This is a genomic window from uncultured Streptomyces sp., assembly GCF_947488945.1.
Lineage (GTDB): Bacteria > Actinomycetota > Actinomycetes > Streptomycetales > Streptomycetaceae > Streptomyces.
Map to the genome: position 1 here is coordinate 77,602 of NZ_CANLBS010000014.1, position 24,888 is coordinate 102,489.

Sequence of the window (24,888 nt, forward strand, 5' to 3'; positions counted from 1 at the left end):
GCTCCCGGCCCCCCTGTTCCCTGTTTCCGTACCGTGACGGCTCACCCTCGGGCGGCCCTCCTGAGGCATGATTGGACCATGACCGAACCAGCTGACTCCGGCGAACTGGCCGACAAGGCGGCACAGTTGTGCGTCCTGCTCGCGTCGCCGGGTGAGTCGCGGGGGATGCCGGAGGTGGAGGCGGCGGCCCGGCTGGCGTCGGACCTGCTGCGTTCGGGGGCGCCGGGCGCCGAGCTGGCGGCCGCCTACGACCACCTCGACCGGGCACTGCGCAGGGCCGGATACGCGGGTGGGCTGCTCCGCCAGGCCCGGCGCACCCGGCTTCCCGGCGTCCGGACGCACCTCAAGGTCGCCGTGTGCCCGGGGCCGGTGCGCTGCAGCCGGCTGGAGCGGGCCGGGGACATCCGGCCGGCCCCGCCGTGCGCCGTCAACGGCGAACGCATGCACAAGACCCGTCTGGACCCGGCGTCGTGACCGTCCCGGACCCCGCGGTCGCATGAACCCCCTTCTCGCCACCCTGGGCACCAAGCTCACCGAACGCTGGCTGAACCTGCTCGTCCTGCCCGGCGCCCTCTTCCTCGCCGTCGCGGCCGGGGGCGTGACGCTGGGACACCGCCGCTGGAACGACCTCGACCGCCTGCGCACCGTCCTGGACGGCCTCGCGGCCCGCCCCGCCATGGACAGGGCCGGCACCGTCGTGCTGCTCGTGGCGGGCTCCCTGCTCGCCGCATCGGCGGCTTCGCTCGTCGCGCAGTTCCTCGGCGGCCTGATCGAGCGGTACTGGCTCCGCTTCGCCCGCGACCCGCTCTCGCACGCCCTCGTGGAGTGGCGCAGGCGGCGGTGGCGGCGCCGGGACGACGCACTCCGGGCGGCCTTTCCCGCCGCCGGCCCGGTCACGGCCGCGGACGGCGACGCGGTCACCGTCCCGCCCCGGATCCACGCGCGCATCCACGTCCTCAGCGAGGCCCGTGACCGCGTCGCGTTGCGGGAACCCACCCGCCCGACCTGGTACGGGGACCGCATGCAGGCGACCGCGGACCGTGTGGAGGCCGCCTACGGCGTGGATCTCGCCGCCCTCTGGCCCCGTCTGTGGCTGATCCTCCCCGAACCGGCCGTCCGGCAGATCCAGTCGGCCCGCTCCTCCTTCGCCGCCGCCGCGCGACTCGCCGCGTGGGCCGCGGGCTACGCGGTGCTCGGCTGCTGGTGGTGGCCCGCCGCGCTGATCGCCGTCGGCTGCGCGGCCGTCGCCCGCTTCCGGGTCCGTGACGCCCTGGGCGCACTGGCCGAGCTGATCGAGGCGGCCGTCGACGTCCACGCCCTGGAACTGGCCGCGCGGGTCGGCCTGAGCGGGCCGGACGCGGAGGGACTGCTGCCCCGCCGGACCGGGGACCGGATGTCGGAGGTCTTCAGAAAGGCCGAGTGAGGGCGGGCAGGCGGGCGGTGGCCTGTGCCGTACGGCCGGGGAGGCCGGTGGTGGCCTGTGCCGTACGGCCGGGGAGGCCGGTGGCGGGCGGCCGGTCGGGGCCCTCGCGGTGCTGCCGGGGCGTCCGTCCGTCACCGCGGCCCGCGGGCACGGGGACCGGATGCGCCGGCCATGGGCCCCGGCGCCCCGCTCAGACCGCCGTCGACCCGCCCGCCGTCGATCCGTCCGCCCCCGTGCCCGTTGCCCCCGTGCCCGTTGCCCCCGTGCCCGGCGCTTCCGCGCCCCGGGCCGTGGCCGCTCCGGGAACGTCCCCGTCCGTGTCCCGGCGGCGCATCGACAGCAGCAGGGTGACGGCGGTGCCGACCAGTGCCCAGGCGGCGAGGATCAGCAGGGAGCCGGTGACCGCGTTGCCCCGGAAGTACGCGATCGAGCGGGCCACCCAGGTGCCCGCGCCCGGGGGCAGGGCCGGGCCGATGGCGCGCCAGAAGTCCGGGAGCATCGGCAGCGGGAAGGCGCCGCCCGCGCTCGGGTTGCCGGCGATCACGATGATCAGGACGGCGAGGCCGATGCCGACGATACCGGTGAGCGCCTGGAGGGCGAGGGTGATCATGCCGGTGGCGAAGACGACCAGCGCGCCGAGGCCCGCCAGCCCCCAGAAGCTGCCGGGCAGCGCGCCGAGGACCGGACCGATGATCAGTGCGCCGCCGATGCCGCCGAGGACCGAGTACAGCGCCATCACGCCGGTGCGGATCACCGCGCGCTGCCGGTTGGCGGGGCGGGAGCCCGCGCTGATCGCGAGGATCGAGGCGCAGAGGTAGCCGCCCACGCACCAGCCGACCACCAGGTAGAAGGACGACAGGCCGTCGAAGTCGTCGGGGGAGGCCGGGGCCACGTCCACGGCCCGGACCGTGCGCTGCTGGCCGGCCAGGACCTCGCGGGTGATCTTCTCCAGTGAGGTGGCGAGCGCGGAGCCGCCGCCGGAGGCGACCAGCACGGTGTCGGTGGTGCCCCTCGGGTCCACGACCAGGGCCCCGTCGATCTCGCGGTTCATGATCTGGTGCCGTGCCTCGGCCGCGCTGCTCACGGCCCGCGGGTCCAGCGGGCCGCCGGGCAGGCCGTCGAGCCGGCCGACCAGCTGCGCGGACACCTGCTGGGGCGCCACCACCCCGAACGGCACGTCCGTGGGCTTCGGTTTGTGCAGGGCGCCGACGTAGGACGCGATGAACAGCAGTTGCAGCGCGAGTACGCCGACGACCAGCAGTGCGGCCCTCGGAGTGACGGCGTTCTTCACCTCGTCGACGAAAGTCATGCTCTCACGCTCCGTGCGCGCGGGGTCGCCCGCAGGTGGACGGGGCCGAATGGGGGAGCGGACCGGCCCGTCGCGGGGGGTCGCCGGGGCCTTTGTGAGGCTGCCGGGGCGGCCGCTCGTTCGATATCGCACGAACGTTCGAAACTTGGTCTATGGTGGAGAGCCAGGGGGTGAGAGTGACGGAACGGTCAGGAGGTGCGGATGTCCGGCTTCACGCATCTGCACACCGCGTCGGGGTTCTCCCTGCGGTACGGGGCCTCGCACCCCGAACGGCTGGCCGCGCGCGCCGCCGAGCGGGGGCTGGACGCCCTCGCGCTGACCGACCGGGACACCCTCTCCGGGGCGGTCCGCTTCGCCAAGGCGTGTGTGAGCGCCCGGGTCCGGCCGCTCTTCGGGGTGGAACTCGCGGTCGAGCAGGAGGCCTCGGACGAGGAGCGCGTGTCCCGGCCGCGCACCCCGGTGCGCGGCGGAGCGTTCGTCGACGAGTCCGCACCCCGCGTCACCTTCCTCGCCCGTGACGGGGCGCGCGGCTGGGCGGAACTCTGCCGTCTGGTGACCGCGGCCCACGCCACTCCCGCAGGCCCCCCGGTGCTGCGGCGCGCCGACCTGCCCGCCGAAGGGCTCACCGTGCTGCTCGGACCCGCCTCCGACGTCGGACGGGCGCTGAGCGCCGGCCGCCCCGACCGGGCCGCCGCGCTGCTCGCCCCCTGGCGGCGGATCCACGGCGACGCGCTGCGCCTCGAAGCCGTCCACCACGGCCGCACCGGTACCGGCCCCGGCTCGCTGCGGCTGGCCGCCCGTACCGTCGGCTTCGCGGCCGAGCAGGGCGTCCGGGCGGTGCTGACCAACGCCGTCCGGTACGCCGACGCCGGGCAGGGGCCGGTCGCCGACGTGCTGGACGCGGCGCGCCGGCTGGTCCCCGTGGACCCGCGCCGCACCCCGCTGGACAGCGGGGAACGCTGGCTCAAGGACGCCGCCGCCATGGCGGAGACCGCCGAGCGGATCACCGCCGCCGCCGGTCTCGGCCCCGGTGCCGGGGCCCGGCTCCTCGCCGAGACCCGGCGCACCGCCGACGCCTGCCGGGTCGACCCCGCCGCCGACCTCGGCATCGGCTCCGTCCACTTCCCCGAACCGCACCTCGTCGGCGCGGACCGGCGCACCGCCCAGCGGGTGCTGGCCTCCCGCGCCGCCGCCGGCATGGTGCTGCGCGGCCACGACCGCAGCCGCGCGCACTGGGACCGGATGCACCGCGAGCTGGACATCATCGCCCACCACGGCTTCGCCTCGTACTTCCTGACGGTCGCCCAGGTCGTGGACGACGTGAAGGAGATGGGCATCCGGGTGGCCGCCCGCGGGTCCGGCGCCGGCTCCCTGGTCAACCACCTCCTCGGCATCGCGCAGGCCGACCCGGTCGAACACGGGCTGCTGATGGAGCGCTTCCTGTCCAAGCGGCGGTTCGTGCTGCCCGACATCGACATCGACGTCGAATCCGCCCGCCGGCTGGAGGTCTACCGCGCGATCATCGGCCGGTTCGGCTCCGAACGCGTCGCCACCGTCTCCATGCCCGAGACCTACCGGGTGCGCCACGCGGTCCGGGACGTCGGCGCCGCCCTGTCCATGGACCCCGCCGAGATCGACCGGCTCGCCAAGGCCTTCCCGCACGTCCGGGCCCGGGACGCCCGTGCGGCCATGGAGGAGCTGCCCGAACTGCGCGAGGTGGCGGCGTCCAAGGAGAGGTACGGCCGGATGTGGGAGTTGGTCGAGGCGCTGGACGCGCTGCCGCGCGGGATCGCCATGCACCCCTGCGGGGTGCTGCTCTCCGACGCCTCCCTGCTGCGCCGCACGCCCGTCGTGCCGACCAGCGGCGAAGGGCTGCCGATGGCGCAGTTCGACAAGGAGGACGTGGAGGACCTGGGGCTGCTCAAGCTCGACGTGCTGGGCGTACGGATGCAGTCGGCGATGGCGCACGCCGTCGCCGAGGTCGGGCGCGCCTCGGGGGAGCGGGTGGACCTGGACGCGGTCGGCCCCGGCGACCCGGAGACCTACCGGCTGATCCGGTCCACCGAGACGCTGGGCTGCTTCCAGATCGAGTCGCCGGGCCAGCGCGACCTGGTCGGCAGGCTCCAGCCCGCCACCTTCCACGATCTGGTCGTGGACATCTCGCTGTTCCGGCCGGGGCCGGTCGCCGCCGACATGGTGCGGCCGTTCATCGAGGCCCGGCACGGCCGCGCGCCGGTCCGCTACCCCCACCCCGACCTGGAGGAACCGCTGCGCGGCACCTACGGGGTGGTGGTCTTCCACGAGCAGATCATCGAGATGGTGGACATCATGACCGGCTGCGGCCGGGGCGAGGCCGACCGGGTGCGGCGCGGCCTCTCCGATCCGGAGAAGCGCGAGCTGATCAAGGTGTGGTTCGCGCGCCGGGCGCTGGAGCGCGGCTACCACATCGAGGTGGTCGCCCGCGCCTGGGAGATCATCGAGGCGTTCGGCTCGTACGGCTTCTGCAAGGCGCACGCCGTCGCCTTCGCGGTGCCGACGTACCAGTCCGCCTGGCTCAAGGCGCACCACCCGGCCGCCTTCTACGCCGGGCTGCTCACCCACGACCCGGGGATGTACCCCAAGCGGCTGCTGCTCGCGGATGCCCGGCGGCGGGGCGTGCCGGTGCTGCCGCTGGACGTCAACCGGTCGGCGGCGGTCCACCGAATCGAACTGGTGTCTGATGAGAAGACCGGACGGGAGGTCTGGGGGCTCCGGCTGGCGCTCGCCGACGTCCACGGCATCAGCGAGGCCGAGGTGGAGCGGATCGAGGCCGGGCAGCCGTACGCCTCGCTGCTGGACTTCTGGCAGCGCGCCCGCCCCGGAAAGCCCGCCGCCGAACGGCTCGCCCAGGTCGGCGCGCTGGACGCGTTCGGGGCCAACCGCCGCGACCTGCTGCTGCACCTGTCCGAGCTGCACCGCGCCCAGCGCGGTTCCGGACCGGGCGCCGGCGGCTCCCAACTCCCTCTGGGAGAAGGGCGGAAGACCGGGTCCATCGGGCTGCCCGACCTGAACGAGGCGGAACGCCTCAGCGCCGAACTCGGCGTGCTGAGCATGGACGTCTCCCGCCATCTGATGGGCGACCACCAGGCGTTCCTGGAGGAACTGGGCGTGTTCTCCGCCAAGCGGCTGCGGGACGCGCGGCACGGCGAGACCGTGCTGGTCGCCGGGGCCAAGGCGGCCACCCAGACGCCGCCGATCCGTTCGGGGCGGCGGGTCATCTTCACCACCCTGGACGACGGCACCGGCCTGGTCGACCTGGCGTTCTTCGACGACAGCCACGCCGCCTGCGCGCACACCGTCTTCCACTCCTGGCTGCTGCTGGTGCGCGGAGTCGTGCAGCGGCGCGGCCCCCGCAGCCTGAGCGTGGTGGGCTCCGCCGCCTGGAACCTGGCGGACCTCGTCGAACTGCGCCGCACCGGCGGACTCGACGCGGTGGCGGCCCGGCTCGCCGAGGAACCGGCGGGACCGGACGGCGAGGAGGAGCGGCCGGCGGCCGGACCTCCCGCCGACCCGGGCCGGCGCATCCGGATGTCCACCGGCTTCGAGATGAACCCCTGGGCGGACCTGCGCCCCGCGGGCGAAGGCCCGCCCACCGGAAGGAAGTTGTGGCACCGGAGTCCGGGGAGCGCGGGATGAGCGGACGGGAGGACGACAGGCGGGCCGACGTGCTGTGCCTGCGGTTCAGCAGGATCGGCGGCGGCCCGGTGGAGGGGGCGGCCTACGAGGGGATGCTCGCCCTGCTCGGCACCTTCACCCCGGTGGTCGAGGCCGCCCCGCCGGACACCGCGCTGGCCGACGTGCGCGGGGCGCTGCGCTACTTCGGGCAGGACGCCCGGGGCCTGGCCTCCCTGATCCGGGTCCGCGCACTCGCCCTGCACGGCGTGGACTGCGCGATCGGCGCCGCCGAGAACCCCCTGCTGGCACGGGCCGCCGCACGGCTCGCGGCACCGGGGGCGACCTTCGTGGTGCCCGGCGGCGAAGGGGCCGCCTTCCTCGCGCCCCGGCCGGTCGTCGCGCTGGAGGGCGTCGGGGCCGCCACCGCCCGCACCCTGTGCGGATACGGGCTCGACTCCGTCGGCAAGGTCGCCGCCGCCCCGCTCGCCACCCTCCAGCGGATCTCCGGGGTGCGGGCCGGACGCGAACTGTGGGAGCGCGCCAACGGCGTCGACCGGTCCTCCGTGGTGCCGAACGCCGCCGCCCGCTCGATCGCCTCCGAGCGCTCCTTCCCGCGCGACGAACTGGACCCGGAGCAGCACCGCCGGGCCCTGCTGTCGCTCACCGAGGAACTGGGCGTCCGGCTGCGGGGCGACGGACAGGTGTGCCGCTCGCTCGCGGTCTCCGTACGGTTCGCCGACCGCAAGGGCTACTCCACGCTCACCCGCAGCCGTACGCTCCCCGAGCCCACCGCCCACTCCGCCGCGCTCACCGCGCTCGCCTACCGGGTCCACGAGTCCTTCGGGCTGCAACGCGCGCGCGTGCGGGGCATCGGGCTGCGGGCCGAAGGGCTGACCGACGCCGAACGCGCCGCCCACCAGCTCACCTTCGACCCCGCGGACGAACGGGCGCGCCGCATCGAGGCGGTCTCCGACCGGCTGCGCGCCCGGTTCGGTCCGCAGGCGGTGAAACCGGGGCGGCTCGCCGCCTGACGTACGGACGGCAGGACGCCCCGGACCGCTCAGCCGGCCGACCGCCCCAACAGCGCTTCCACCAGGGTGGATTCGGCCAACCGGAGGCTGCGGCCGTCGGCGAACACCGCCTCGCCGTCCACCAGCACCGTGTCGACGGTGCGGGTGCTCGCACAGGTCAGCAGCGTCGCCCCCGGATCGCGTACCGGCAGGCAGGCGAAGTCCCTCTCGAACCGGTGGAGCACGAGATCCGCCCGGGCTCCCGCGACCACCCCGTCCGGCACCGGGTCGAGACCGAGCGCCGAGGACGCGCCGTCGGTGGCCATTGCCATCATCGCCCCGAACCCCAGCAGGTCGGCCTGCCGGTGCGCCGCGCGCTGGAGGTAGGAGCCGATCCGCAGGGCCTCCAGCATGTCCTGGGTGTCGTTGCTGGCCGCCCCGTCGACCCCCAGCCCGACGCGCAGCCCGGCCGCCAGCATCTCGGGGACGGGAGCGATGCCGCTGCCGAGCCGCATGTTGCTCAGCGGGTTGTACGAGACCGCCACCCCGTGGCGGGCGAGGACCTCTTGGCCCGCCGCGTCCAGTTCCACGCAGTGCACCGCGAGCAGCCGGTCCCAGAGGAACCCGGCGGCCTCCAGGAAGCCGACCGCGCCCGTCCCCGCGTGCTCACGGCACGCCAGCTCGTCCGTCGCCGTCTCCAGCAGGTGGAGGGAGACCGGGAGCCCGCGTTCCTCCGCGAAGGCGCGTACCTCGCGCATCCCGGCGGGCGTCAGCGAACGCGGATTGGGGACGGCCAGGCCCACCGAGATCCTGCTGCCCGCCGTCGCCGCCCGGATTCCGTCCGTGTGGGCCAGCACCTCGTCGAGCGGCTGCATCAGCCGGGGGTCGAACCCCCACTTGCGGGTCACGTCCGGCCGGTCCGCGACCCCGCGGCAGAACACCGCCCTGATGCCGGTGTCGTGGAGCGCGCGCAGCACCGCGTCGTGGACCTCGGGATCCGGGTGCGGCCACATGTGCTCGACCAGCGTCGTCGTCCCGCTGCGGAGCGCCTCGGTGCTCGCGGCGGCCGCCGCCGCGTACGCTTGGCCGGGCGTCAGCGCGACCGTCTCCTCTCCCACCAGCCGCAGCCACGACAGCAGCGGCCGGCCCTCGCCGATGCCCCGCATCCCGGCCTGGTGGAGATGGGTGTGGGTGTTGACGAAGCCGGGCACGAGATGGCCGCCCGACCCGTCCAGGACGACCGCGTCCGGGTCCGGGGGCACACTGCCGGCGGGGGTCAGCGAGACGACGCGCCCCCCGCCCAGCCGGACGTCCTGCCCGGTCAGCCAGCCTCCCGCGCTCCACACGGTGACGTCGGTGATCAGATCGACCGTACGCATCAGGACGCCTCCCCGTCCGTGACGCCCGCGCCCGCCGCGGCGCCGTCGCCCCGCCGTTCTCCGGCCGGGTCCGGGCCGGGACCGGGATCCGGGTCCGGCCGCCGGCCGCCGTGGAAGAGCAGGTTGAGGGCGAACGCGACCAGCCCGGTGGCGGCGATCCCGCTGTCCAGCACCGTACGCACGGAGTCGGGCAGCGGCGCGTAGAACTCCGGCGCGCCCACCGGGATCAGGCCCGCCCCGAACGCCAGGGCCACGGTCAGCAGATTGCGCCCGTCGGTCAGGTCGGCCCGCGCCAGGACGCGCAGCCCGACCGCGCCGACGGTGCCGAACATCACCAGCGACACCCCTCCCAGCACCGGCCCCGGAACGGCCGCCACGGCCGCCCCCAGCGCCGGCACGAACGCCAGGAGGACCATCAACGCACCGCTCAGCGCCACGACATGACGGCTCATCACCTTGGTGACGCTGACCAGGCCCACGCTCTGCCCGAACGTGACGATCGGGAACGACGACAGGCCGCCGGACAGCACGGTCGCCGCCCCGTCCGCGCGCAGCGCCCTGGTGACCGTGGGCCCGTCCTCGCCGCGCCCCACGATCTGCCCGACGGCCAGCGTGTCGCCCACCGACTCGACCATGTTCACCAACTGCACGACGAGCATGGCCACGATCGCCGGCACGACGAACACCGGAGCGCCGAACGCGACGGGGTCCGGCAGCGCCACCGCCGACGCCTCACCCACGCCGGAACCGTCGAACAGCCCCAGGGGGACGGCCAGCGCGGTCCCGGCCGCCAGCCCGATCAGCACGGCGAAGCGGCCGACGGTCGGCGGCGCCAGCCGTTCCACCAGGATCACCAGCACCACCGTCACGGCGGCCAGCGCCAGCCCCTTCGCGCCCGAACCGCCCTCGTCGTGGCCGGTGACGAGCCCGGCGGCGGACGGGACGAGCGAGAAGCCGATCACCGCGATCACGGTGCCGGTGACGAGCGGCGGGAAGAGGTGCAGGCACCGCCCGAACCAGGGGGCGACCGCCACCGTCACCACCCCCGCGACGATCGTCGCCCCGAACACGGCGGCCAGGCCGTGCTCCTTCCCGATCAGCACGGCGGGGGTGATCGCGGTGAAGGTGGAACCCATCACGATCGGCAGCCGCGCGCCGAGCGCGCGTACGCCCAGCGTCTGCAGCAGGGTGGCGATCCCGCTGACCAGCAGGTTGGCGCTGATCAGCAGTCGTATACGGTCCTCCGGCAGGCCGAGGGCCATGCCGACCAGCAACGGCATGGTGGCCATGCCGGAATAGGCGACCAGCAGATGCTGGAGGCTCAGCGGCACCATGCGGTGCAGCGGCGGCCGTACGTCGACGGGGTGCGGCTGGACGGGCTGCGGCGTGGACTCGGCGTCCGGCACGGCGGCATGCGTAGGGGCGGCCATCGTTCCTCCCGGTTGGTTCACGGTGGAAGACGGCTGGTTCGCGCGGCCCCGGAGCGCGCTCGCGCGCGGCCCCGGACGGTCCGGTCGCCCGTCGGCCGTTACAGCCATGACCGACGTGGAGCCGACCGTAGAAGGCCGGTGTTTCCGGCGCGTTGCCCCGGCGCAACGGGTCGCGCACGTCCCCGGCCGCCACCGGGAAGCCGGGCGGCACCGCCGCGCGGCGGGGAGACGCGGACGGGGGGACGGGGACGGGGGGACGCGGCCGGACGAATCCGGCGCCGGCCGCCGTGTCGCCGGACGGCGCGGGCCGCCCGGCCGGGGCAGCATGGGCCGATGGAATCCTCTGCGCAGCCGGAGCGGACGCCCGACGGCCGGTACATCGTGGTGCGCGGCCGGCGCTGGCGGGCGACCGACCCGGAGATCCCGGAGGACGTCGCCGCCGTTCTGCGCCGCCACCTCGCGGCGGCCCGGCGCGCGGTGGCCGCCTCGCACCGCGACCAGGACCCGGAGGCCGAGAAGACGGCCCGCGGCCGGGTGCGGACGGCGAAGGCGGCCCTCGGCGAACGCGGCACCCCCTGGTGGGAGCAGACCCCCGCCGAACGCCGCAGACGCTGGGAGACCGGCGCGGCGGAGCTGGACGCGGACCCTTCCTGAGCGTGCCCCGGCTCAAGCGGGCTCGCCCCAAGCGGAACCCGGCCCCTCCACCGGGACCTCTCCGTCGCACGGTCCCCGCCCCTGCCGCCGGCCTTCCACCGTAAGGCCGCCGGACGGGGGAACGTCGCGCCGTCGGGGCGTGCGGCCGCACCCCTTGCCGCGAAACCGGCCGGGGCGCCCGACTACCGGCCAAAGGGCCCTGACTGTCAGTGGGACCTGGGACGATGGAGGCCATGACGACGATCGACTACTGGGACGAGGCCGCCGGTTCCTTCGACGAGGAGCCCGACCACGGACTGCTCGACCCCCTGGTGCGCGACGCCTGGGCCCGGCGGTTGCAGAGCTGGCTCCCCGCCACCGGCTCGGACATCCTCGACCTCGGGTGCGGAACCGGCAGCCTCGCGCTGCTCGCCGCCGGGCAGGGGCACCGGCTCACCGCCGTCGACATGTCGCCGCGCATGGTCGAGCAGGCGCGGAAGAAGCTCGCGGGCACCGGCTCCGAGGTGCTGACCGGGGACGCGGCCCGGCCCCCGGTCGGCGACCGCAGGTTCGACGTGGTCCTGGTCCGGCACGTGCTCTGGGCCCTGCCCGATCCGGCGGCCGCCCTCGCCCACTGGTTCGGACTGCTGCGCCCCGGCGGCCGGCTGGTCATGATCGAAGGGGTCTGGGGCGCCACCGGCATCCCGGCATCCCGCCTCGCGGAACTCCTCGCCCCGCACACCGAACGCGTCCACCACGAGTCGCTGTCGGCCGACTCCCGGCTGTGGGGCAAGGAGGTGGACGACGAGAGGTACGCCGTCGTCGCCCGCGCCGAACCCCGTCACCGGCACCGCGAGGTGGTCGACGTCCACCTGGTCCTGCGGCGCGGCTCCGAGGTGCTGCTCGCCCGCCGTGCCGGCACGGGGTACGGCGACGGGCTGCTCAACCTCCCCTCCGGCCACGCCGAGGACGGCGAGGACGTCCGCGAGTCGATGATCCGGGAGGCCGCGGAGGAGATCGGGATCGCCCTGGAACCCGAGGAGTTGCGGGTCGCCCTCGTGATGCAGCACCGGGGGCCGGGCGGCGGGGCGCGGATGGGCTGGTTCTTCGAGGTCGCGTACGACCCCGAGCGTCCGCCGCGCAACGCGGAGCCGGAGAAGTGCTCCGGGATCGGCTGGTACCCGCTGGCGGCCCTGCCCCGGGACATGGTGGCGTACTGCCGGGCCGGGCTCGACGGATACCGTTCCGGGGAGCGGTTCCTGATCCACTGGCACGAGGACGGGGACACGATCGCGTATCGTCCCGGCGGCCCCCGGCGGGTGGTGTCGCTGCCCGCGTCCGGGGCCGGCACCGGACGGCTGCACCACATCGAGCTGTGGGTGCCGGACCTGCCGGCGGTGCTGCCCGGGTGGGAGTGGCTGCTCGGCCGGCTGGGCCACGAGCCCTACCAGCGCTGGGCCGCCGGACGCAGTTGGCGCCGCGGCGACAGCTATCTGGTGCTCGAACAGTCGTCGGCGCTCACCGACGACCGGCACGACCGTCTCCGGCCGGGCCTCAACCACCTGGCCTTCCACGTCGAGGACCGGGACGCGCTGGACGCCCTGGTCGCCGAGGCGCCCGCGCACGGCTGGCGGCTGCTGTTCCCGGACCGCCATCCCCACGCGGGCGGTGACGGCCACCGCGCGGCCTACCTGGAGGACGCGGCCGGCTTCGAGGTGGAGTTGGTGGCCTCCGGCCCGCCCCGGCCGGAGGCGTAGGGCAGACGGGCAACCGGGGTGGCGCACGGCGGGGGAGCGCGAGCCGCCCCGCGGGCCGCCGCCCGTCACCGGCACCCGTATCCCTGTCCCGTCACCCCAGCAGCGTCGCGAGCCCGTTCGTCCGGGCGATCCGCTCCAGTTCGTCCAGGGCCGCGACGGCCGCGGTGGCGGCGGCCGGATCGCGGGCGTCAAGGCCGCTCGCCGCGAACTCGTCCTCGTCCAGCCGGAGCACCCGTCTCCCGTCGGCCGACACCCACAGGTCCAGGTCCAGGTCCTCCACCCGCAGTTCCCCGTCCCCCACCACGCACGGGCGGGTGACGTCGCAGTACCAGCCCTTGAGCCCGCCGCCCGCGTCCCGTACCTCCTTCACCGCGAACCACCGGTCCCGCCAGTAGTGCTCGGTGAAGACGTCCCCCGGTTCGAAGCGCACGAACCCGAAGTCGCGCGCCCCCGGCGCCGCCCAGGGGGCGCGCACGGTGATCCGGGCGCCGTCGTCGCGCAGCCGCCGCGCCGGATACCGGATCTTGGTCCGTCCGGCCTTGGTCAGGACGACGGTCACCCCGTCGCCCCGGTCCTCCGGTTCAGCCGAGCGTGCGGACATGACGTACCTCCGTGGCGCAGATCTCGTATCCCAGTGCTTCGTTGACGGCGAGCATCGGCCCGTTGCCCGCGTCGTTCCCCGTGAAGGCCTCGGTGCAGCCGAGGGCGCGGGCCCGGCGCAGCGAGGCGGTCTTCGCCAGCTTCGCCAGCCCCCGGCCGCGGAAGGCCCGCCGGGTGCCGGTCATCCCCGAGCCGTACCGGGAGAGTCCGTCGGTGAAGCCGACGCTGAAGGCGGCGACCGTGCCGTCCACCGTCACCACGGAGGTCAGGTGGTGGTCGAACGCGGGATGGCGCCACGTGGTGTCGAGCCACTGCGCGTAGTCGTCCAACGAGGCCGGTACGTCGCTCGGTTCGTCCGCGGTGGTCTCGGCGTCCGCCTCGAACAGCGGACGCGGGTCCGCCGCGAAGTCCGCCGCCGACCGCACCTCCACGCCGTCCGGCGGGGGCCGTCGGGGCAGCGGCGGTCCGTCCACCAGGTCCCGGCGCAGGAAATGGGCCGTCCGGCTCGGGGTGTACCCCCGGCGGCGTGCGAACTCCAGGCTTCCCGGACCGTCCAGCACCCAGGCGTACACCGCCGACGCGCCGACTCCGGCAAGGTGTTCCTCGGCCGCCGCCGCCAGCAGGGAGCCCGCGCCCCGGCCGGTCCGCTCCGGGTGGGTGTGCACGTTGCAGTAGCCCTGGCCCGGTTCCGGACTGTCGTGGGCGATGCCGACCTCCGCGGTGGCGATCATCTCGCCGTCCTCCTCGGCGACCAAAAACCGCCGGTGCTCCTGCGGGAGGGAGTGTTCCAGGTCGTGCCGCACCTGCCCGGCGACCAGCGGCAGGAACGGGAGGGCGGCCCGCCTCACCCGCAGCCACCCCTCCTCGTCGGACGTCACGAGGTCTCTCACGATCACCATGGGCGCGACGCTACGGCCGGGACGGACCGGCCGCCTCCGAATTTCCCGGCGGTGGGGGACAATCGGGCCGTGACCCTGATGATCGACCTTGATCCGGACAGTGCGACCGCGCCCTACGAGCAACTGCGCGCCCAGGTGGCCGAGCAGGCCCGCTCGGGCGCCCTGCCCGTCGGCCACCGGCTGCCGACCGTGCGCGGCCTCGCCGTCGAACTCGGTCTGGCCGCCAACACGGTGGCGAAGGCGTACCGGGCGCTGGAGGCGGACGGGGTGATCGAGACGCGCGGACGCAACGGCACGTTCATCGCCGCCGCCGGGGACGCCGCCGTGCGGAAGGCGGCGGTCGCCGCACAGGAGTACGCGGAGCTGGCGGCCCGCCTCGGCCTCTCCCGGTCCGACGCCCTGGCCCTCGCCCGTGACGCGGTGCGGGCGGCGTACGAGGACTGACCGGGGCGGGCGCCCGAACGCGCCGGGCGCGGCGCCGAGCCCCGCGCCCTTCGCGGCGGTCGTCGCCTCAGAGGTACAGGCCCGCGTCCGCGCCCGACTCCTGCTTCGGCACCGAGGCCGGTCCGTTGCCCCGGCGCAGCGCGAACAGTTCGGCCAGCGTGTTGCCCTCCCGGCCGACGCCCTCCTCGGTGCCGAGCCACCGGGCCGACTCGCGCCGGGTGAGCGGTCCGACCTCGATCCGGGCCAGGCAGCGCCCCGGCCGGACCACGGCCGGGTGCAGCCGCTCCAGGTCCTCGTTGGTGGTGACCGCCACCAGGACGTTGCGTCCCTGGCCGAGCAGACCGTCGGTGAGGTTCAGCAGCCGGGACAGCGCCTGGCCCGCCGTGTGCTTGGCCTCGCCGCGGATCAGCTCGTCGCAGTCCTCCAGCAGCAGGAGCCGCCACCGCCCCTTCGCGGTGCCGTCGTCCTCCCCGATGGCGATGTCCATCAGATAGCCGACGTCGCTGAACAGGCGTTCCGGGTCCAGGACGCAGTCGACCTGGCACCAGTCGCGCCAGGACCGGGCCAGCGTCCGCAGCGCGGAGGTCTTGCCGGTGCCGGGCGGGCCGTGCAGCAGGAGCAGCCGCCCGGAGATGTCGTCCGGGGTGACCTTCATCAGCTGTTCCATCGCCTCCGCCACCGGGGCCGAGTAGTGCGGCCGGATCTCGTCCCAGGCGCCGGCGGAGATCTGGCGGGTGGTGCGGTGCGGGCCGCGCCGGGGCGAGACGTACCAGAAGCCCATGGTCACGTCGTCCGGCTGGGGTTCCGGTTCGTCCTGGGCGGCCTCCGTGGCCCGTTCGAGGACGTCCCGGGCCAGTTCCTCGGTGGTCGCCGTGACGGTCACGTCGGCGCCCCGGTTCCACCGGGAGACCAGCAGCGTCCAGCCGTCGCCCTCCGCCAGGGTCGCGCTCCGGTCGTCGTCGCGCGCGGTGCGCAGGACCGTCGCGCCCGGCGGCAGCAGGGTCGCCGCCTTCTTCACCCGGTCGAGGGAAGAGCTGTGCGCGTGGGGCTGCTCACCGGTGGCGAACCGGCCGAGGAAGAGGGCGTCCACGACATCGGCCGGGGAATCACTGTCGTCGACGTTGAGCCGGATCGGCAGGGCGGACTCGGGAGTGGCAGACATGGCGCCCATGATCCGGCACCGCTCCGGACCGCGCACCCGTGTTTCGACGGTCCGTCATCCGTACGGCTCCCGTCGCGTCCGGGGCCGCCCGCTGCCCCACGACACGCGGGCCCAATCCTCGGACGGGGGTGAGACCGGTGCACCGCGTCGCGCCCGAATCCGCTGGTGGTGCGGGCGAACTGTCCAACTCGCCCAGGAATCGCCGAGCTTGAGTGACTCGTCGTCAACCTCCGTACGCATGTGCACAATCCTGTGCCCGGGATACGTGTGTGTCAGTGTGGGGCGATAGGGTTAACCTGCCCGGGCCGGGTGCCCTCGTACGGGTGGGGAGTGACATGGAACAGATAACGGTGCGCAGCAGGCCGCGAGTGCCTGCCATCACCTGCGGGAGCAGTGCGACGAGTTCGCGCCTCGACCGCCACCTCGCTGTGCTCGGCGGCCCCGCCGTCCCGCAGCGTGAGACGGCCGAGGCGACGCTGCTGATGCGTGAGCTGACCTCGCGCGACGCCGGACACCGGGGCAGGAGCAAGAGCGCGCGCGTCTCGCTCTTCGCCCCGCTCAGGCTGCTGCGGCGCTCGCTCTTCGGCAGCCGCCGCTGACCGAAGGCCGGCCCCGCCCCGATCCGTCCCGCCGCTCGGGGCGGCTCACCGCACCACTCCGTCCTCGCGCAGCGCTGCTGCCTGCTCTCCCGTCATCCCCAGGGCCCGCAGCAGCGCATCGGTGTGCTCACCCAGGGCCGGCACGGCGCCCATGGGGGCCTCGGCCCCACCCGGCAGGGTGATCGGCGGCAGCAGCCCCCGCAGCGGTCCGACCGGCGTGTCCACTTCCCGCCACCGGTCGCGCGCCGCGAGCTGGGGGTGTGCCGCCACGTCGGCCACCGTGTTCAGCCGGGCGCAGGCGATCCCCGCCGCCTCCAGCACCGCCACCGCCCCGTCCCCGGTCATCCCCGCCAGCGCCGCCGCCACCGCGGTGTCGGTCCGCTCCCGGTGCGCGACCCGCGCCGCGTTGGTGGAGAAGGCCGGATCGTCCGCCAAATCGGGCCTTCCCAGCACCTGTTCCGCGAGGCGACGCCACTCCCGGTCGTTCTGCACGGAGAGCAGCACCTGCCCGCCGTCGGCGGTGGGGTAGGCGTCGTACGGGGCGATCACCGCATGCGCCACCCCGGTGCGCGCCGGGGCCGTGCCCCCGTGCATCCCGTGGTGCAACGGGTGCCCCATCCACTCCGCCAGTGAGTCCAGCATCGAGACCTCGACGGGCCCGCCGCGCCCGGTGACGCCCCGGCGCACCAGGGCGGCGAGGATCCCGGAGAACGCGTACATCGCGGCGGCGATGTCGGCGGCCGGCACCCCCGCCTTGACCGGCTGCTCCGGCGTTCCGGTCACCGAGACGAGCCCTGCCTCGCACTGCACCAGCATGTCGTAGGCCCGCTTGTGCGCGTACGGTCCGTCGGGGCCGTACCCGGAGACGTCCACCGCCACCAGGCGCGGGTGCGCGGCGCAGAGCGTCGCCGCGTCGAGCCCCAGCCGGGCCGCCGCCCCCTGGGCCAGGTTCTGCACGAACACGTCGGCGTCCGCCACCAGCCGGCGCACCACCGCCAGACCGCGCGGGTCCTTGAGATCGACCGCCAGCGACTCCTTGCCCCGGTTGCACCACACGAAGTGCGAGGCGAGCCCGCCCGCGGCGGTGTCGTACCCGCGCGCGAAGTCCCCGCCGTCGGGGCGCTCCACCTTGATCACCCTCGCCCCGAGATCGGCGAGCTGACGGGTGGCGAACGGCGCGGCCACGGCCTGTTCGACCGCGACCACGGTGATGCCGTCGAGCGGCAGGGGCTGAGTGTTCATGGAGACGGTACTTATCGTGCCGACGCCGGTGCTGTCACCCCCCGGAGGCGGACCGGACCCCGGCGGGCGGGGGCCCGGCGCGGATCGCACGGCCCCGACGGCCCCCAAGGCGCCCGTGGCCCGACCCCGTCCGCCGGGGTCCGGGGCCCCGGACGCCTCACAGCAACGCGAACTGCCCCTCCGGGCCCTCCTCCTGGTGGCCGAGGACCGAGGCCGGGCGGCGGGAGGACGCGGGAGCGGGGAGGACGCCGGCCGCACGCAGCCGGGCGGGGCCGAGCGTCGGGGAGGCGTCGATCCGGGCATGGAGGGCCGCCTGGGCGGGACGGGCCGCGTCCAGCAGCGCCAGTACGGTGATCAGCTCCAGCAGCTCCGAGGTCCACTCCTGCGGCCAGGCGCGCGGCACCACGGCGTCCAGGCCGTCCGGCGTCCGCGGAGCGGGGGCCGGTTCCCCGCCGTCGGCCGTCACCCCGCGCCGCCGCAGCCACAGTTCCAGCACGCGCACCCCGGCCGCCTCGAACGTCCACGCCCCCTCCGGGACCGGGGAGACGCGTCCCGCACCGACGGACAGGGTCTGCGACGCGGCGTCGTAGGCCACCCCCGTGGGCCGGGGAGGCAGCGCGGCGCGGACATAGGGCCGCCGGCCGCCCGGCAGCCGGGGCCGGTCGCCGCCGCGTGCCCCGCGCAGCCGCAGGCGCAGCAGCTCCCGGCCCAGGTCCACCCCGCGGAGCCACAGGTCCGGGACGGCGGGCAGCGGCACCACGCAGCCGCCGGGGGACGGGCGGACGGCGGCCACCGTCCAGGCGAGGAACGTCTCCGGGGTGACCGCGTATCCGTCCGGCGGGGCGAGCACACCGTCGAGCAGGGCGAGCAGGCCCGGCGCGAGGTTGGGCTCCGTGCCGCCGGGCCGGCGGTACAGCGGGCGGATGCGGCCGGGGCGACCGGCGGGGGAGTGGCCGTCCGGCAGCAGAGGGGTCACCGACAACGCGGACATCGGGTCGGGGACGGCTCCGGGGCCGCCGCTCCCGTGCTCGACGGTGAAGAGCTGACGGGCGTCCGCCACCCGCCACAGCTCCGGGCGGGCGGCGTCGATCAGCCGGTGGTCGGGCAGCAGCCACTGCTCGTCGAACGGCCCGTGCAGCACCCGGACCGGTGCCGGGCAGGCCCCCGGTTCCCTGGCGAACCCGCTGGTGCCGGAGGACTGTCCGGGCAGCGCCGCGACGGGGGTGCGCGGCGTCCGCGACCGGCTGGGCCGGAACAGCCGGTCCCGCTCCTCGTCGTCCCCGGCCGCCGCCAGCCGTTCCCACCGCGCCCGCAGCGTGGCGGGGTCGGGGCCCAGCACCCAGGAGCGGCCGGTGCGCAGCGGGCGCACGGACCACGGCATCAGCTCTCCGAGCGCGGTGAACCCCCGCTCGCCGTCCGCCCCGGACGCCTTCCGCGCCACCACCCGTGCCGCCCTCCCGTGTCCGCCGGCCGTGCCGTCGCCGGAGCCGTCGGCCCCGCTCCCGGCGTCGCTCCGGCCATCGATCGTAACGGCGGCCGGCGGAAGACGGCGGGGCCCCGGCGGAGACCGCCCGCCCCCACGGGCCGACGGCCGGCCTCAGCTCCGGTGCGTGTCGACGGTGACGGAGAAGGAGAACCGGTCCCCCCGGTACCGGATCAGCGCCACGTCCACCACCCGGTCGTCGGTGTCGTAGGTGACGCCGGTGACGTGCAGCACGGGGCTCAGCAGCGGTACGCCGAGCAGTCCGGCGGTCTCCGGGTCGGCGAGCCGGGCGTCCACGGTGTCGGTGATGCGGGATATCGGCACCCCGACGGCGTCCCGCAGCACCTTCGTCATCGGCCACCGTCCGAGGTCGGCCGCGTCCAGCCGGGCCGCGACGTCCGGGCGCACGTAGTTCTCCGCCCAGTCGGTGGGCTCGCCCGTCACCGCGTCCCGGCGGAGCCTGCGGTACGCCGTCACCTCCGCGCAGTCCGGGAAGTGGGCGGCGAGGTCGGCGGGCACGGCCGCCGGGCCGTGACCGAGCACGGTGGTGCGCTCGCCGGACTGCTGCGCCACGATCGTGTCGACCGAGCCCAGCAGCCGGACCGGGCGGACCCGCCGGGCGTGCGGTTCGATGAAGGTGCCACGCCGCCGGTGCCGGCTGATCAGGCCCTCCGTCTCCAGCTCCTTGAGCGCCTGGCGCATGGTGAGCACGCTGACGCCGTAGTGCGCGGCGAGACGTTCCTCGGTGGGCAGCCGCGCCGAGGCGTCCTGCGGGCGGCCGAGTATCGACGCCCGCAGCGACTGCGAGACCTGGTACCAGAGCGGCAGCTTCCGGTTGAGGGCGAGCGAGTCAGGCGCGAACACCCCCTCCGCCGGGGCGGGGCCGCGCCCCGGCTCCGGGCCGGCCGGCCCGGCGACCCGCTCCGGTGCGCCGCCGGCAGGGCCGTCGCAGCCGACCGCCGCGGCCCCGGACCCTGTCGGCCCCTGTCGCGGCACGCTCACGCCCCGAACTCCCGCCGCAGTCCCCGCCACACGTCGTCGTAGCCCTGCTGGAGGTGGCCGGCGGTGGCGGCGGCCCCGGTGAGCGTCACCGGCCAGCGCGTCTCGAACATGAAGGCCAGTCCGTCGTCGACCTTCTGGGGCTTCAGCTCGGCCGCGCTCGCCCGGTCGAACGTCTCCCGGTCGGGGCCGTGCGCCGACATCATGTTGTGCAGCGAACCGCCGCCCGGCACGAACCCCCCTTCGCCGGCCGTCTTCGCGTCGTAGGCGCCCTCGATCAGCCCCATGTACTCGCTCATCACGTTGCGGTGGAAGTACGGCGGCCGGAAGGTGTCCTCGCCCACCAGCCAGCGCGGCGCGAAGACCACGAAGTCCACCCCGGCCAGCCCCGGCGTCTCCGACGGCGAGGTCAGCACGGTGAAGATCGACGGATCGGGGTGGTCGTAGCTGATGGACCCCAGCACGTTGAAGCGGCGCAGGTCGTAGACGTACGGGGTGTGGTTGCCGTGCCAGGCGACCACGTCCAGGGGCGAGTGGTCGTAGACGGCGGTCCAGAGGTTGCCGCAGAACTTGTTGACCACCTCCACCGGGCCCTCCCGGTCCTCGTACGCGGCGACCGGGGCGAGGAAGTCACGCGCGTTGGCGAGGCCGTTGGCGCCGATCGGCCCCAGGTCCGGCAGGACGAAGGGGCGGCCGTAGTTCTCGCAGACGTACCCCCGGGCGGTGGCGTCCAGCAGCTCCACCCGGAAACGGACGCCGCGCGGGATCAGCGCCACGTGGCCCGGATCGGCGCGCAGCAGGCCCAACTCGGTGCGCAGCAGCAGCCGGCCGCGCTCCGGGACGATCAGCAGCTCACCGTCGGAGTCGCCGAACACCCGCTCCGTCATCGAGGAGTTGGCGTGGTAGAGGTGCACCGCCATGCCGGACCGGGTCGCCGCGTCACCGTTGCCGCCCAGGGTCCAGAGCCCGGCCAGGAAGTCGGTGCCGGGGGCCGGCTCGGGCAGCGGGCTCCAGCGCAGCCGGTTCGGGTCGGTCACCGTCTCGGTGAACGGCCCGGTGCGCAGCGCCCCGTTGTCCGTGCGGACGAACGGCGGGTGGGCGGCGGACGGGCGGATCCGGTAGAGCCAGGAGCGGCGGTTGTGCGCCCGCGGCTCGGTGAAGGCGGAGCCGCTGAGCTGCTCCGCGTACAACCCCAGCGGCGCCCGCTGGGGGGAGTTGCGGCCGTGCGGCAGCGCTCCGGCCACCGCCTCCGAACTGTGCTCGTTGCCGAACCCGGCGCGGTACGCGGGGACCGGCGCGCCGTCCCCCGTACCGGTGTCGTCGGTACCGCTCGTGCCGCCCATGCCGTGCTCCCGTCACCGGAGGGGTCCCTGACGGCCCCTCGCGCCTCGCCCGGCCGGGGCCGCCGTCGCGGTCCCGCCCGTTGCTCCATTCCTATGGTGAACCGTAGGAATGGGAACGGGCCACGTCAACGGTCCGTGCCGTGCGAGGTCCGTCCGGGTGGGGGCGGGGGGTGCCGCGCACCGCCGCCCACGGGCCGCGACGGCTTCCCGCGCCCCGTCCGGCGGGGGTGAAGGAGCCGTCTCGCGCGGCATGATGGACGACGTGCCCCACACGTCTGCGAACCTCCGCCGCGCCCCCGTCCAGCAGCGCAGCGCCGAGCGGCTGGCCCGGATCCTCGACGCCTGCGCGGCGTTGCTCGACGAGATCGGCTACGAGGCGCTGTCCACCCGCGCCGTCGCCGAACGCGCCTGCGTGCCCATCGGATCCGTCTACCGGTTCTTCACCGACAAGCGGGCCCTGGCCGAGGCGCTGGCCCTGCGCAATCTGCGCGCCTACGAGGAGCGCCTCGCGGTCCGGCTCGCCGCGGTGCCGGCCTCCGACTGGCGGGCCGCCATCGACGCGCTGCTGGACGAGTACCTGGCGATGCGGCGGTCCGTGCCGGGCTTCGCCCAGGTGGACTTCGGCGCGGGCGCCCCGGCCGACGATCCCCGGCGCGCCGCCAACCAGCGGCTCGCGGACCGGTTGGCGGACCGCCTCGCCGAACACGTCGGGCGCGACCCGGACGCCGGGCTGCGGCGGGCCATCCTGGTGGGGGTGGAGGCCGCCGACGCCCTGCTGCAACTCGCCTTCCGCTGCGACCCGTCGGGCGATCCGGAGATCGTCGCCGAGACCCGGGTGCTGCTGCGCGCCTATCTGGCGCGGGTGCTGGACTGAGCCCGCGGGGCCCGGCTTCCGCGCGCCCGCCGCCGAAGTGCCCGCCGCCGACGTACGGGCGGACCCGGGCGCCCGGCACCCGCGTTCCCGCCGTCAGACACGGCCCGGCACCCGCCCGCCGCCGCTGAGGCACGCGCAGACGCCCGCCCCGCATCCGTGTACCCGCCGCCGACGTACGCCCAGGCACCGGCCCCCGCTTCCGCGCACCCGCGGCCGAACGTGCCCGCAGAGACCTCCCGGACATGCGTACCGGTCGGTATGCTCGCGGTGTCCGAGCGACGCCGCCGTCACCGGGGAGAAACCCGTGCCCGTCAACTCCCGTACCGCCCTGCGCATCTGCCCGCTCTGCGAGGCCACCTGCGGCCTGACCCTGACGATCGGGGGATCCGCGGTCACCGCGGTGCGCGGCGACCGCGAGGACGTCTTCAGCCAGGGCTTCATCTGCCCCAAGGGCGCCGCGTTCGGCGGGCTCGACGCCGACCCCGACCGGCTGCGCGCGCCGCTGGTGCGCCGCGACGGCGAACTGCGCGAGGCGACCTGGAGCGAGGCCTTCGACGAGATCGCCGTCCGGTTCACCGCGGTGACCCGCGAGCACGGGCCGCAGAGCGCCGGCGTCGTCCTCGGCAACCCCAACGTCCACACGATGGCCGGCGGCCTCTACCCGCCGCTGCTGCTCGCCGCCCTGCGCACCCGCAACGTCTTCAGCGCCAGCACCCTCGACCAGATGCCCAAGCACGTCTCCAGCGGGCTGCTGTTCGGCGACGCCAACGCCATCCCGGTGCCCGACCTCGACCGCACCGACCACCTGCTGCTGATCGGCGCCAACCCCTACGAGTCCAACGGCAGCCTCTGCACCGCCCCCGACTTCCCCGGCCGCCTCAAGGCGCTGCGCCGCAGGGGCGGCACGCTCACCGTGATCGACCCCCGCCGCACCCGTACCGCGCGTGCCGCCGACCGCCATCTCGCGGTCCGCCCCGGCTCCGACGCGCTGCTCCTCGCGTCGCTCGCCCAGGTGCTGCTCGCGGAGAAACTCGCCGACCCCGGACCGCTCACCGACCTGGTCGACGGACTCGACCTGCTCGGGGACGCGCTGGCCGCCTTCACCCCCGAAGCGGTCGCGCCCGCCTGCGGGGTGGACGCGGGCACCCTGCGCACCGTCGCCCGCGAGCTGGCCGCCGCCCCGACCGCCGCCGTCTACGGGCGCATCGGCAGCTGCACCGTCCCGCACGGCACCCTGGCGAGCTGGCTGGTCGACGTACTCAACATCCTCACCGGCAACCTCGACCGGCCCGGCGGCGCGCTCTTCCCGCTCGCCGCCACCGCCCGCGCCCCGCGCACCCCCGGACCGGGCAAGGGATTCGCGCTCGGGCGCTGGCGCAGCCGGGTCTCCGGGCACCCCGAGGCCAAGGGGGAACTCCCCGTCGCCGCGCTGGCCGAGGAGATCGACACGCCGGGCGAGGGGCGGCTGCGCGCGCTGGTGGTGATCGCCGCCAACCCGGTGCTCTCCGCCCCCGACGGCGACCGGCTCGACCGCGCCCTCGCGGACCACCTCGACTTCATGGTCAGCGTCGACCCCTACCTCAACGAGACCTCCCGCCACGCCGACGTCGTCCTCCCGCCGCCCCCGCCGTCCCGCAGCGCCCATTTCGACTTCGCCCTCGCCACCCTCGCCGTACGCAACCAGGTCCGCTACAGCCCCGCCGCGCTGCCGCTCGACGAGGGCGCCATGGACGAGTGCGAGATCCACGCCCGGCTCGTCCTCGCCGTCTCCGGCGCCCACGGCGCGCCCTGGGAGACCGTGGACGAGCAGGCCGTCGCGGCCGCGCTGGACCGGGCCGGCGCCCCGCGCGAGCTGGCCGCCCGGCTCGGCGGGACCACCGGCCCGGAACGCCGGCTGGACCTGGCGCTGCGGCTCGGCCCGTACGACCTCACCCTCGACGACGTGCTCGCCGCGCCGCACGGCATCGACCTCGGGCCGCTGCGGCCCCGGCTGCCCGAGGTGCTGAAGACCCGCAGCGGACGCGTCGAACTCCTCCCCGGGCCGATCGCCGCCGACCTGCCCCGGTTGCGGGCGGCGCTCGGCCGGGACCACGCCCCGCTGGTCCTGGTGGGCCGCCGCCACCTCAGGTCCAACAACAGCTGGATGCACAACGTGCCCGCGCTGAAAGGCGGTTCGAACGTGTGCACCCTCCAGGTGCACCCCGACGACGCCGCCCGGCTCGGCCTCGTCCACGGCGAGCCCGCCCGGGTGCAGGCGGCCGGCGGACGGGTCGAGGCCCCCGTGGAGATCACCGACTCGGTGCGCGACGGCGTGGTCAGCCTCCCGCACGGCTGGGGTCACGGCCGCCCCGGCACCCGGCTTTCGGTCGCCGCCGCCGATCCGGGCGTCAACGTCAACCAACTGCTCGACGGCACCCTCCTCGACCCGCTCTCCGGTACCGCCGTACTGAACGGCATTCCGGTCGAGGTCACCCCCGCCCACTGAACACCGGGTGGCGGCGGCCCGCCGACCGGGCCGCCCCGACCGCCCGCTGCCGGGCTGCGTGCTCCGGAGCCCGAGTGACGCGCGTCTCCGGCCCCGGTCCGGCGCGGCCCTGGCGCCCAAAAACTAACAGCGCTAGTTTGGGTGGCGGACGACCAGGCCGCGC

The 24,888-nt window shown here is 75.4% G+C and carries 20 protein-coding genes; 10 read left to right on the top strand and 10 right to left on the bottom strand.

Annotated elements, in window-relative coordinates; genetic code table 11:
• Positions 1-78 precede the first annotated feature (78 nt).
• Together Q0994_RS21650 and Q0994_RS21655 are read left to right on the top strand one after the other, a co-directional pair.
• Positions 79-474 carry a hypothetical protein gene (locus Q0994_RS21650; RefSeq protein ID WP_299537584.1) on the top strand — a complete coding sequence of 132 codons (396 nt, stop codon included), beginning with the start codon at positions 79-81 and terminating at the stop codon, positions 472-474.
• Between the two features lie 22 nt (positions 475-496).
• Positions 497-1,423 (top strand): hypothetical protein, encoded by a 927-nt coding sequence (locus tag Q0994_RS21655; protein WP_299537585.1) that lies wholly within the window; start codon positions 497-499, stop codon positions 1,421-1,423.
• A gap of 190 nt (positions 1,424-1,613) precedes the next feature.
• Here Q0994_RS21655 and Q0994_RS21660 read toward each other — a convergent pair whose 3' ends face one another.
• Positions 1,614-2,732 carry a DUF3533 domain-containing protein gene (locus tag Q0994_RS21660; protein WP_299537586.1) on the bottom strand — a complete coding sequence of 373 codons (1,119 nt, stop codon included), beginning with the start codon at positions 2,730-2,732 and terminating at the stop codon, positions 1,614-1,616.
• 201 nt (positions 2,733-2,933) lie between these two features.
• Between Q0994_RS21660 and dnaE the strand changes: the two genes are divergently transcribed.
• Both dnaE and Q0994_RS21670 read left to right on the top strand, forming a co-directional pair.
• The gene (gene dnaE / locus Q0994_RS21665) at positions 2,934-6,407 is read left to right on the top strand and encodes a DNA polymerase III subunit alpha (protein ID WP_299537587.1); all 3,474 of its coding nucleotides are present in this window, start codon (positions 2,934-2,936) and stop codon (positions 6,405-6,407) included.
• A complete protein-coding gene (locus tag Q0994_RS21670; protein WP_299537588.1) occupies positions 6,404-7,417 on the top strand; it encodes a hypothetical protein in 1,014 nt (337 codons plus the stop codon). The genes dnaE and Q0994_RS21670 overlap by 4 nt, the downstream gene beginning before the upstream one ends.
• Before the next feature lie 29 nt (positions 7,418-7,446).
• On the opposite strand, the gene Q0994_RS21675 is transcribed toward Q0994_RS21670, so the two are convergent.
• Positions 7,447-8,775: an amidohydrolase family protein gene (locus Q0994_RS21675; protein WP_299537589.1), complete on the bottom strand. Its 1,329-nt coding sequence runs from the start codon at positions 8,773-8,775 to the stop codon at positions 7,447-7,449.
• On the bottom strand, positions 8,775-10,205 hold the full coding sequence (locus Q0994_RS21680; RefSeq protein WP_299537590.1) for a uracil-xanthine permease family protein: 1,431 nt from the start codon (positions 10,203-10,205) through the stop codon (positions 8,775-8,777). Before Q0994_RS21680 ends, Q0994_RS21675 begins: the two co-directional genes overlap by 1 nt.
• A gap of 333 nt (positions 10,206-10,538) precedes the next feature.
• On the opposite strand from Q0994_RS21680, the gene Q0994_RS21685 reads away from it, so the two are divergent.
• Positions 10,539-10,859 carry a hypothetical protein gene (locus Q0994_RS21685; RefSeq protein WP_299537591.1) on the top strand — a complete coding sequence of 107 codons (321 nt, stop codon included), beginning with the start codon at positions 10,539-10,541 and terminating at the stop codon, positions 10,857-10,859.
• Between the two features lie 233 nt (positions 10,860-11,092).
• Complete coding sequence (locus tag Q0994_RS21690) at positions 11,093-12,595, top strand: methyltransferase domain-containing protein (RefSeq protein ID WP_299537592.1); 1,503 nt, start codon at positions 11,093-11,095, stop codon at positions 12,593-12,595.
• A 91-nt stretch (positions 12,596-12,686) separates the two neighbouring features.
• Here the strand turns inward: Q0994_RS21690 and Q0994_RS21695 are convergent, their stop codons facing one another.
• Both Q0994_RS21695 and Q0994_RS21700 read right to left on the bottom strand, forming a co-directional pair.
• Positions 12,687-13,196, bottom strand: coding sequence for a DUF402 domain-containing protein (locus tag Q0994_RS21695; protein WP_299537593.1), 510 nt, complete (start codon positions 13,194-13,196; stop codon positions 12,687-12,689).
• Positions 13,177-14,094, bottom strand: coding sequence for a GNAT family N-acetyltransferase (locus tag Q0994_RS21700; RefSeq protein ID WP_299537594.1), 918 nt, complete (start codon positions 14,092-14,094; stop codon positions 13,177-13,179). Before Q0994_RS21700 ends, Q0994_RS21695 begins: the two co-directional genes overlap by 20 nt.
• A gap of 69 nt (positions 14,095-14,163) precedes the next feature.
• Here Q0994_RS21700 and Q0994_RS21705 point away from each other — a divergent pair, with 69 nt between their 5' ends.
• Complete coding sequence (locus tag Q0994_RS21705) at positions 14,164-14,538, top strand: GntR family transcriptional regulator (RefSeq protein WP_299537595.1); 375 nt, start codon at positions 14,164-14,166, stop codon at positions 14,536-14,538.
• 67 nt (positions 14,539-14,605) lie between these two features.
• On the opposite strand, the gene Q0994_RS21710 is transcribed toward Q0994_RS21705, so the two are convergent.
• Positions 14,606-15,700, bottom strand: coding sequence for a DUF5925 domain-containing protein (locus tag Q0994_RS21710; protein WP_299537596.1), 1,095 nt, complete (start codon positions 15,698-15,700; stop codon positions 14,606-14,608).
• A 335-nt stretch (positions 15,701-16,035) separates the two neighbouring features.
• Between Q0994_RS21710 and Q0994_RS21715 the strand changes: the two genes are divergently transcribed.
• Complete coding sequence (locus Q0994_RS21715) at positions 16,036-16,299, top strand: hypothetical protein (protein ID WP_299537597.1); 264 nt, start codon at positions 16,036-16,038, stop codon at positions 16,297-16,299.
• Between the two features lie 45 nt (positions 16,300-16,344).
• Here the strand turns inward: Q0994_RS21715 and Q0994_RS21720 are convergent, their stop codons facing one another.
• The 4 genes from Q0994_RS21720 to hmgA all read right to left on the bottom strand — a co-directional run bounded on the left by Q0994_RS21720 (position 16,345) and on the right by hmgA (position 21,366).
• Complete coding sequence (locus tag Q0994_RS21720) at positions 16,345-17,541, bottom strand: CaiB/BaiF CoA-transferase family protein (RefSeq protein ID WP_299537598.1); 1,197 nt, start codon at positions 17,539-17,541, stop codon at positions 16,345-16,347.
• Positions 17,542-17,698: 157 nt separating this feature from the next.
• Positions 17,699-18,985, bottom strand: coding sequence for a type ISP restriction/modification enzyme (locus Q0994_RS21725; protein ID WP_299537599.1), 1,287 nt, complete (start codon positions 18,983-18,985; stop codon positions 17,699-17,701).
• Positions 18,986-19,138: 153 nt separating this feature from the next.
• A complete protein-coding gene (locus Q0994_RS21730) occupies positions 19,139-19,888 on the bottom strand; it encodes a GntR family transcriptional regulator (RefSeq protein ID WP_299537737.1) in 750 nt (249 codons plus the stop codon).
• A 134-nt stretch (positions 19,889-20,022) separates the two neighbouring features.
• On the bottom strand, positions 20,023-21,366 hold the full coding sequence (gene hmgA, locus Q0994_RS21735) for a homogentisate 1,2-dioxygenase (RefSeq protein WP_299537600.1): 1,344 nt from the start codon (positions 21,364-21,366) through the stop codon (positions 20,023-20,025).
• Between the two features lie 253 nt (positions 21,367-21,619).
• Here hmgA and Q0994_RS21740 point away from each other — a divergent pair, with 253 nt between their 5' ends.
• Both Q0994_RS21740 and Q0994_RS21745 read left to right on the top strand, forming a co-directional pair.
• Positions 21,620-22,240 (top strand): TetR/AcrR family transcriptional regulator, encoded by a 621-nt coding sequence (locus Q0994_RS21740; RefSeq protein WP_299537739.1) that lies wholly within the window; start codon positions 21,620-21,622, stop codon positions 22,238-22,240.
• Positions 22,241-22,544: 304 nt separating this feature from the next.
• Complete coding sequence (locus tag Q0994_RS21745; protein WP_299537601.1) at positions 22,545-24,725, top strand: molybdopterin oxidoreductase family protein; 2,181 nt, start codon at positions 22,545-22,547, stop codon at positions 24,723-24,725.
• Positions 24,726-24,888 lie beyond the last annotated feature (163 nt).

What these genes read in the sequence shown, in the direction of transcription:
- Q0994_RS21650 (WP_299537584.1), top strand. Translation starts at nt 79, where the DNA reads ATGACCGAACCAGCTGACTCCGGCGAACTGGCCGACAAGGCGGCACAG.
- Q0994_RS21655 (WP_299537585.1), top strand. Translation starts at nt 497, where the DNA reads ATGAACCCCCTTCTCGCCACCCTGGGCACCAAGCTCACCGAACGCTGG.
- Q0994_RS21660 (WP_299537586.1), bottom strand. Translation starts at nt 2,732, where the DNA reads ATGACTTTCGTCGACGAGGTGAAGAACGCCGTCACTCCGAGGGCCGCA.
- dnaE (WP_299537587.1), top strand. Translation starts at nt 2,934, where the DNA reads ATGTCCGGCTTCACGCATCTGCACACCGCGTCGGGGTTCTCCCTGCGG.
- Q0994_RS21670 (WP_299537588.1), top strand. Translation starts at nt 6,404, where the DNA reads ATGAGCGGACGGGAGGACGACAGGCGGGCCGACGTGCTGTGCCTGCGG.
- Q0994_RS21675 (WP_299537589.1), bottom strand. Translation starts at nt 8,775, where the DNA reads ATGCGTACGGTCGATCTGATCACCGACGTCACCGTGTGGAGCGCGGGA.
- Q0994_RS21680 (WP_299537590.1), bottom strand. Translation starts at nt 10,205, where the DNA reads ATGGCCGCCCCTACGCATGCCGCCGTGCCGGACGCCGAGTCCACGCCG.
- Q0994_RS21685 (WP_299537591.1), top strand. Translation starts at nt 10,539, where the DNA reads ATGGAATCCTCTGCGCAGCCGGAGCGGACGCCCGACGGCCGGTACATC.
- Q0994_RS21690 (WP_299537592.1), top strand. Translation starts at nt 11,093, where the DNA reads ATGACGACGATCGACTACTGGGACGAGGCCGCCGGTTCCTTCGACGAG.
- Q0994_RS21695 (WP_299537593.1), bottom strand. Translation starts at nt 13,196, where the DNA reads ATGTCCGCACGCTCGGCTGAACCGGAGGACCGGGGCGACGGGGTGACC.
- Q0994_RS21700 (WP_299537594.1), bottom strand. Translation starts at nt 14,094, where the DNA reads ATGGTGATCGTGAGAGACCTCGTGACGTCCGACGAGGAGGGGTGGCTG.
- Q0994_RS21710 (WP_299537596.1), bottom strand. Translation starts at nt 15,700, where the DNA reads ATGTCTGCCACTCCCGAGTCCGCCCTGCCGATCCGGCTCAACGTCGAC.
- Q0994_RS21715 (WP_299537597.1), top strand. Translation starts at nt 16,036, where the DNA reads ATGGAACAGATAACGGTGCGCAGCAGGCCGCGAGTGCCTGCCATCACC.
- Q0994_RS21720 (WP_299537598.1), bottom strand. Translation starts at nt 17,541, where the DNA reads ATGAACACTCAGCCCCTGCCGCTCGACGGCATCACCGTGGTCGCGGTC.
- hmgA (WP_299537600.1), bottom strand. Translation starts at nt 21,366, where the DNA reads ATGGGCGGCACGAGCGGTACCGACGACACCGGTACGGGGGACGGCGCG.
- Q0994_RS21740 (WP_299537739.1), top strand. Translation starts at nt 21,620, where the DNA reads ATGGACGACGTGCCCCACACGTCTGCGAACCTCCGCCGCGCCCCCGTC.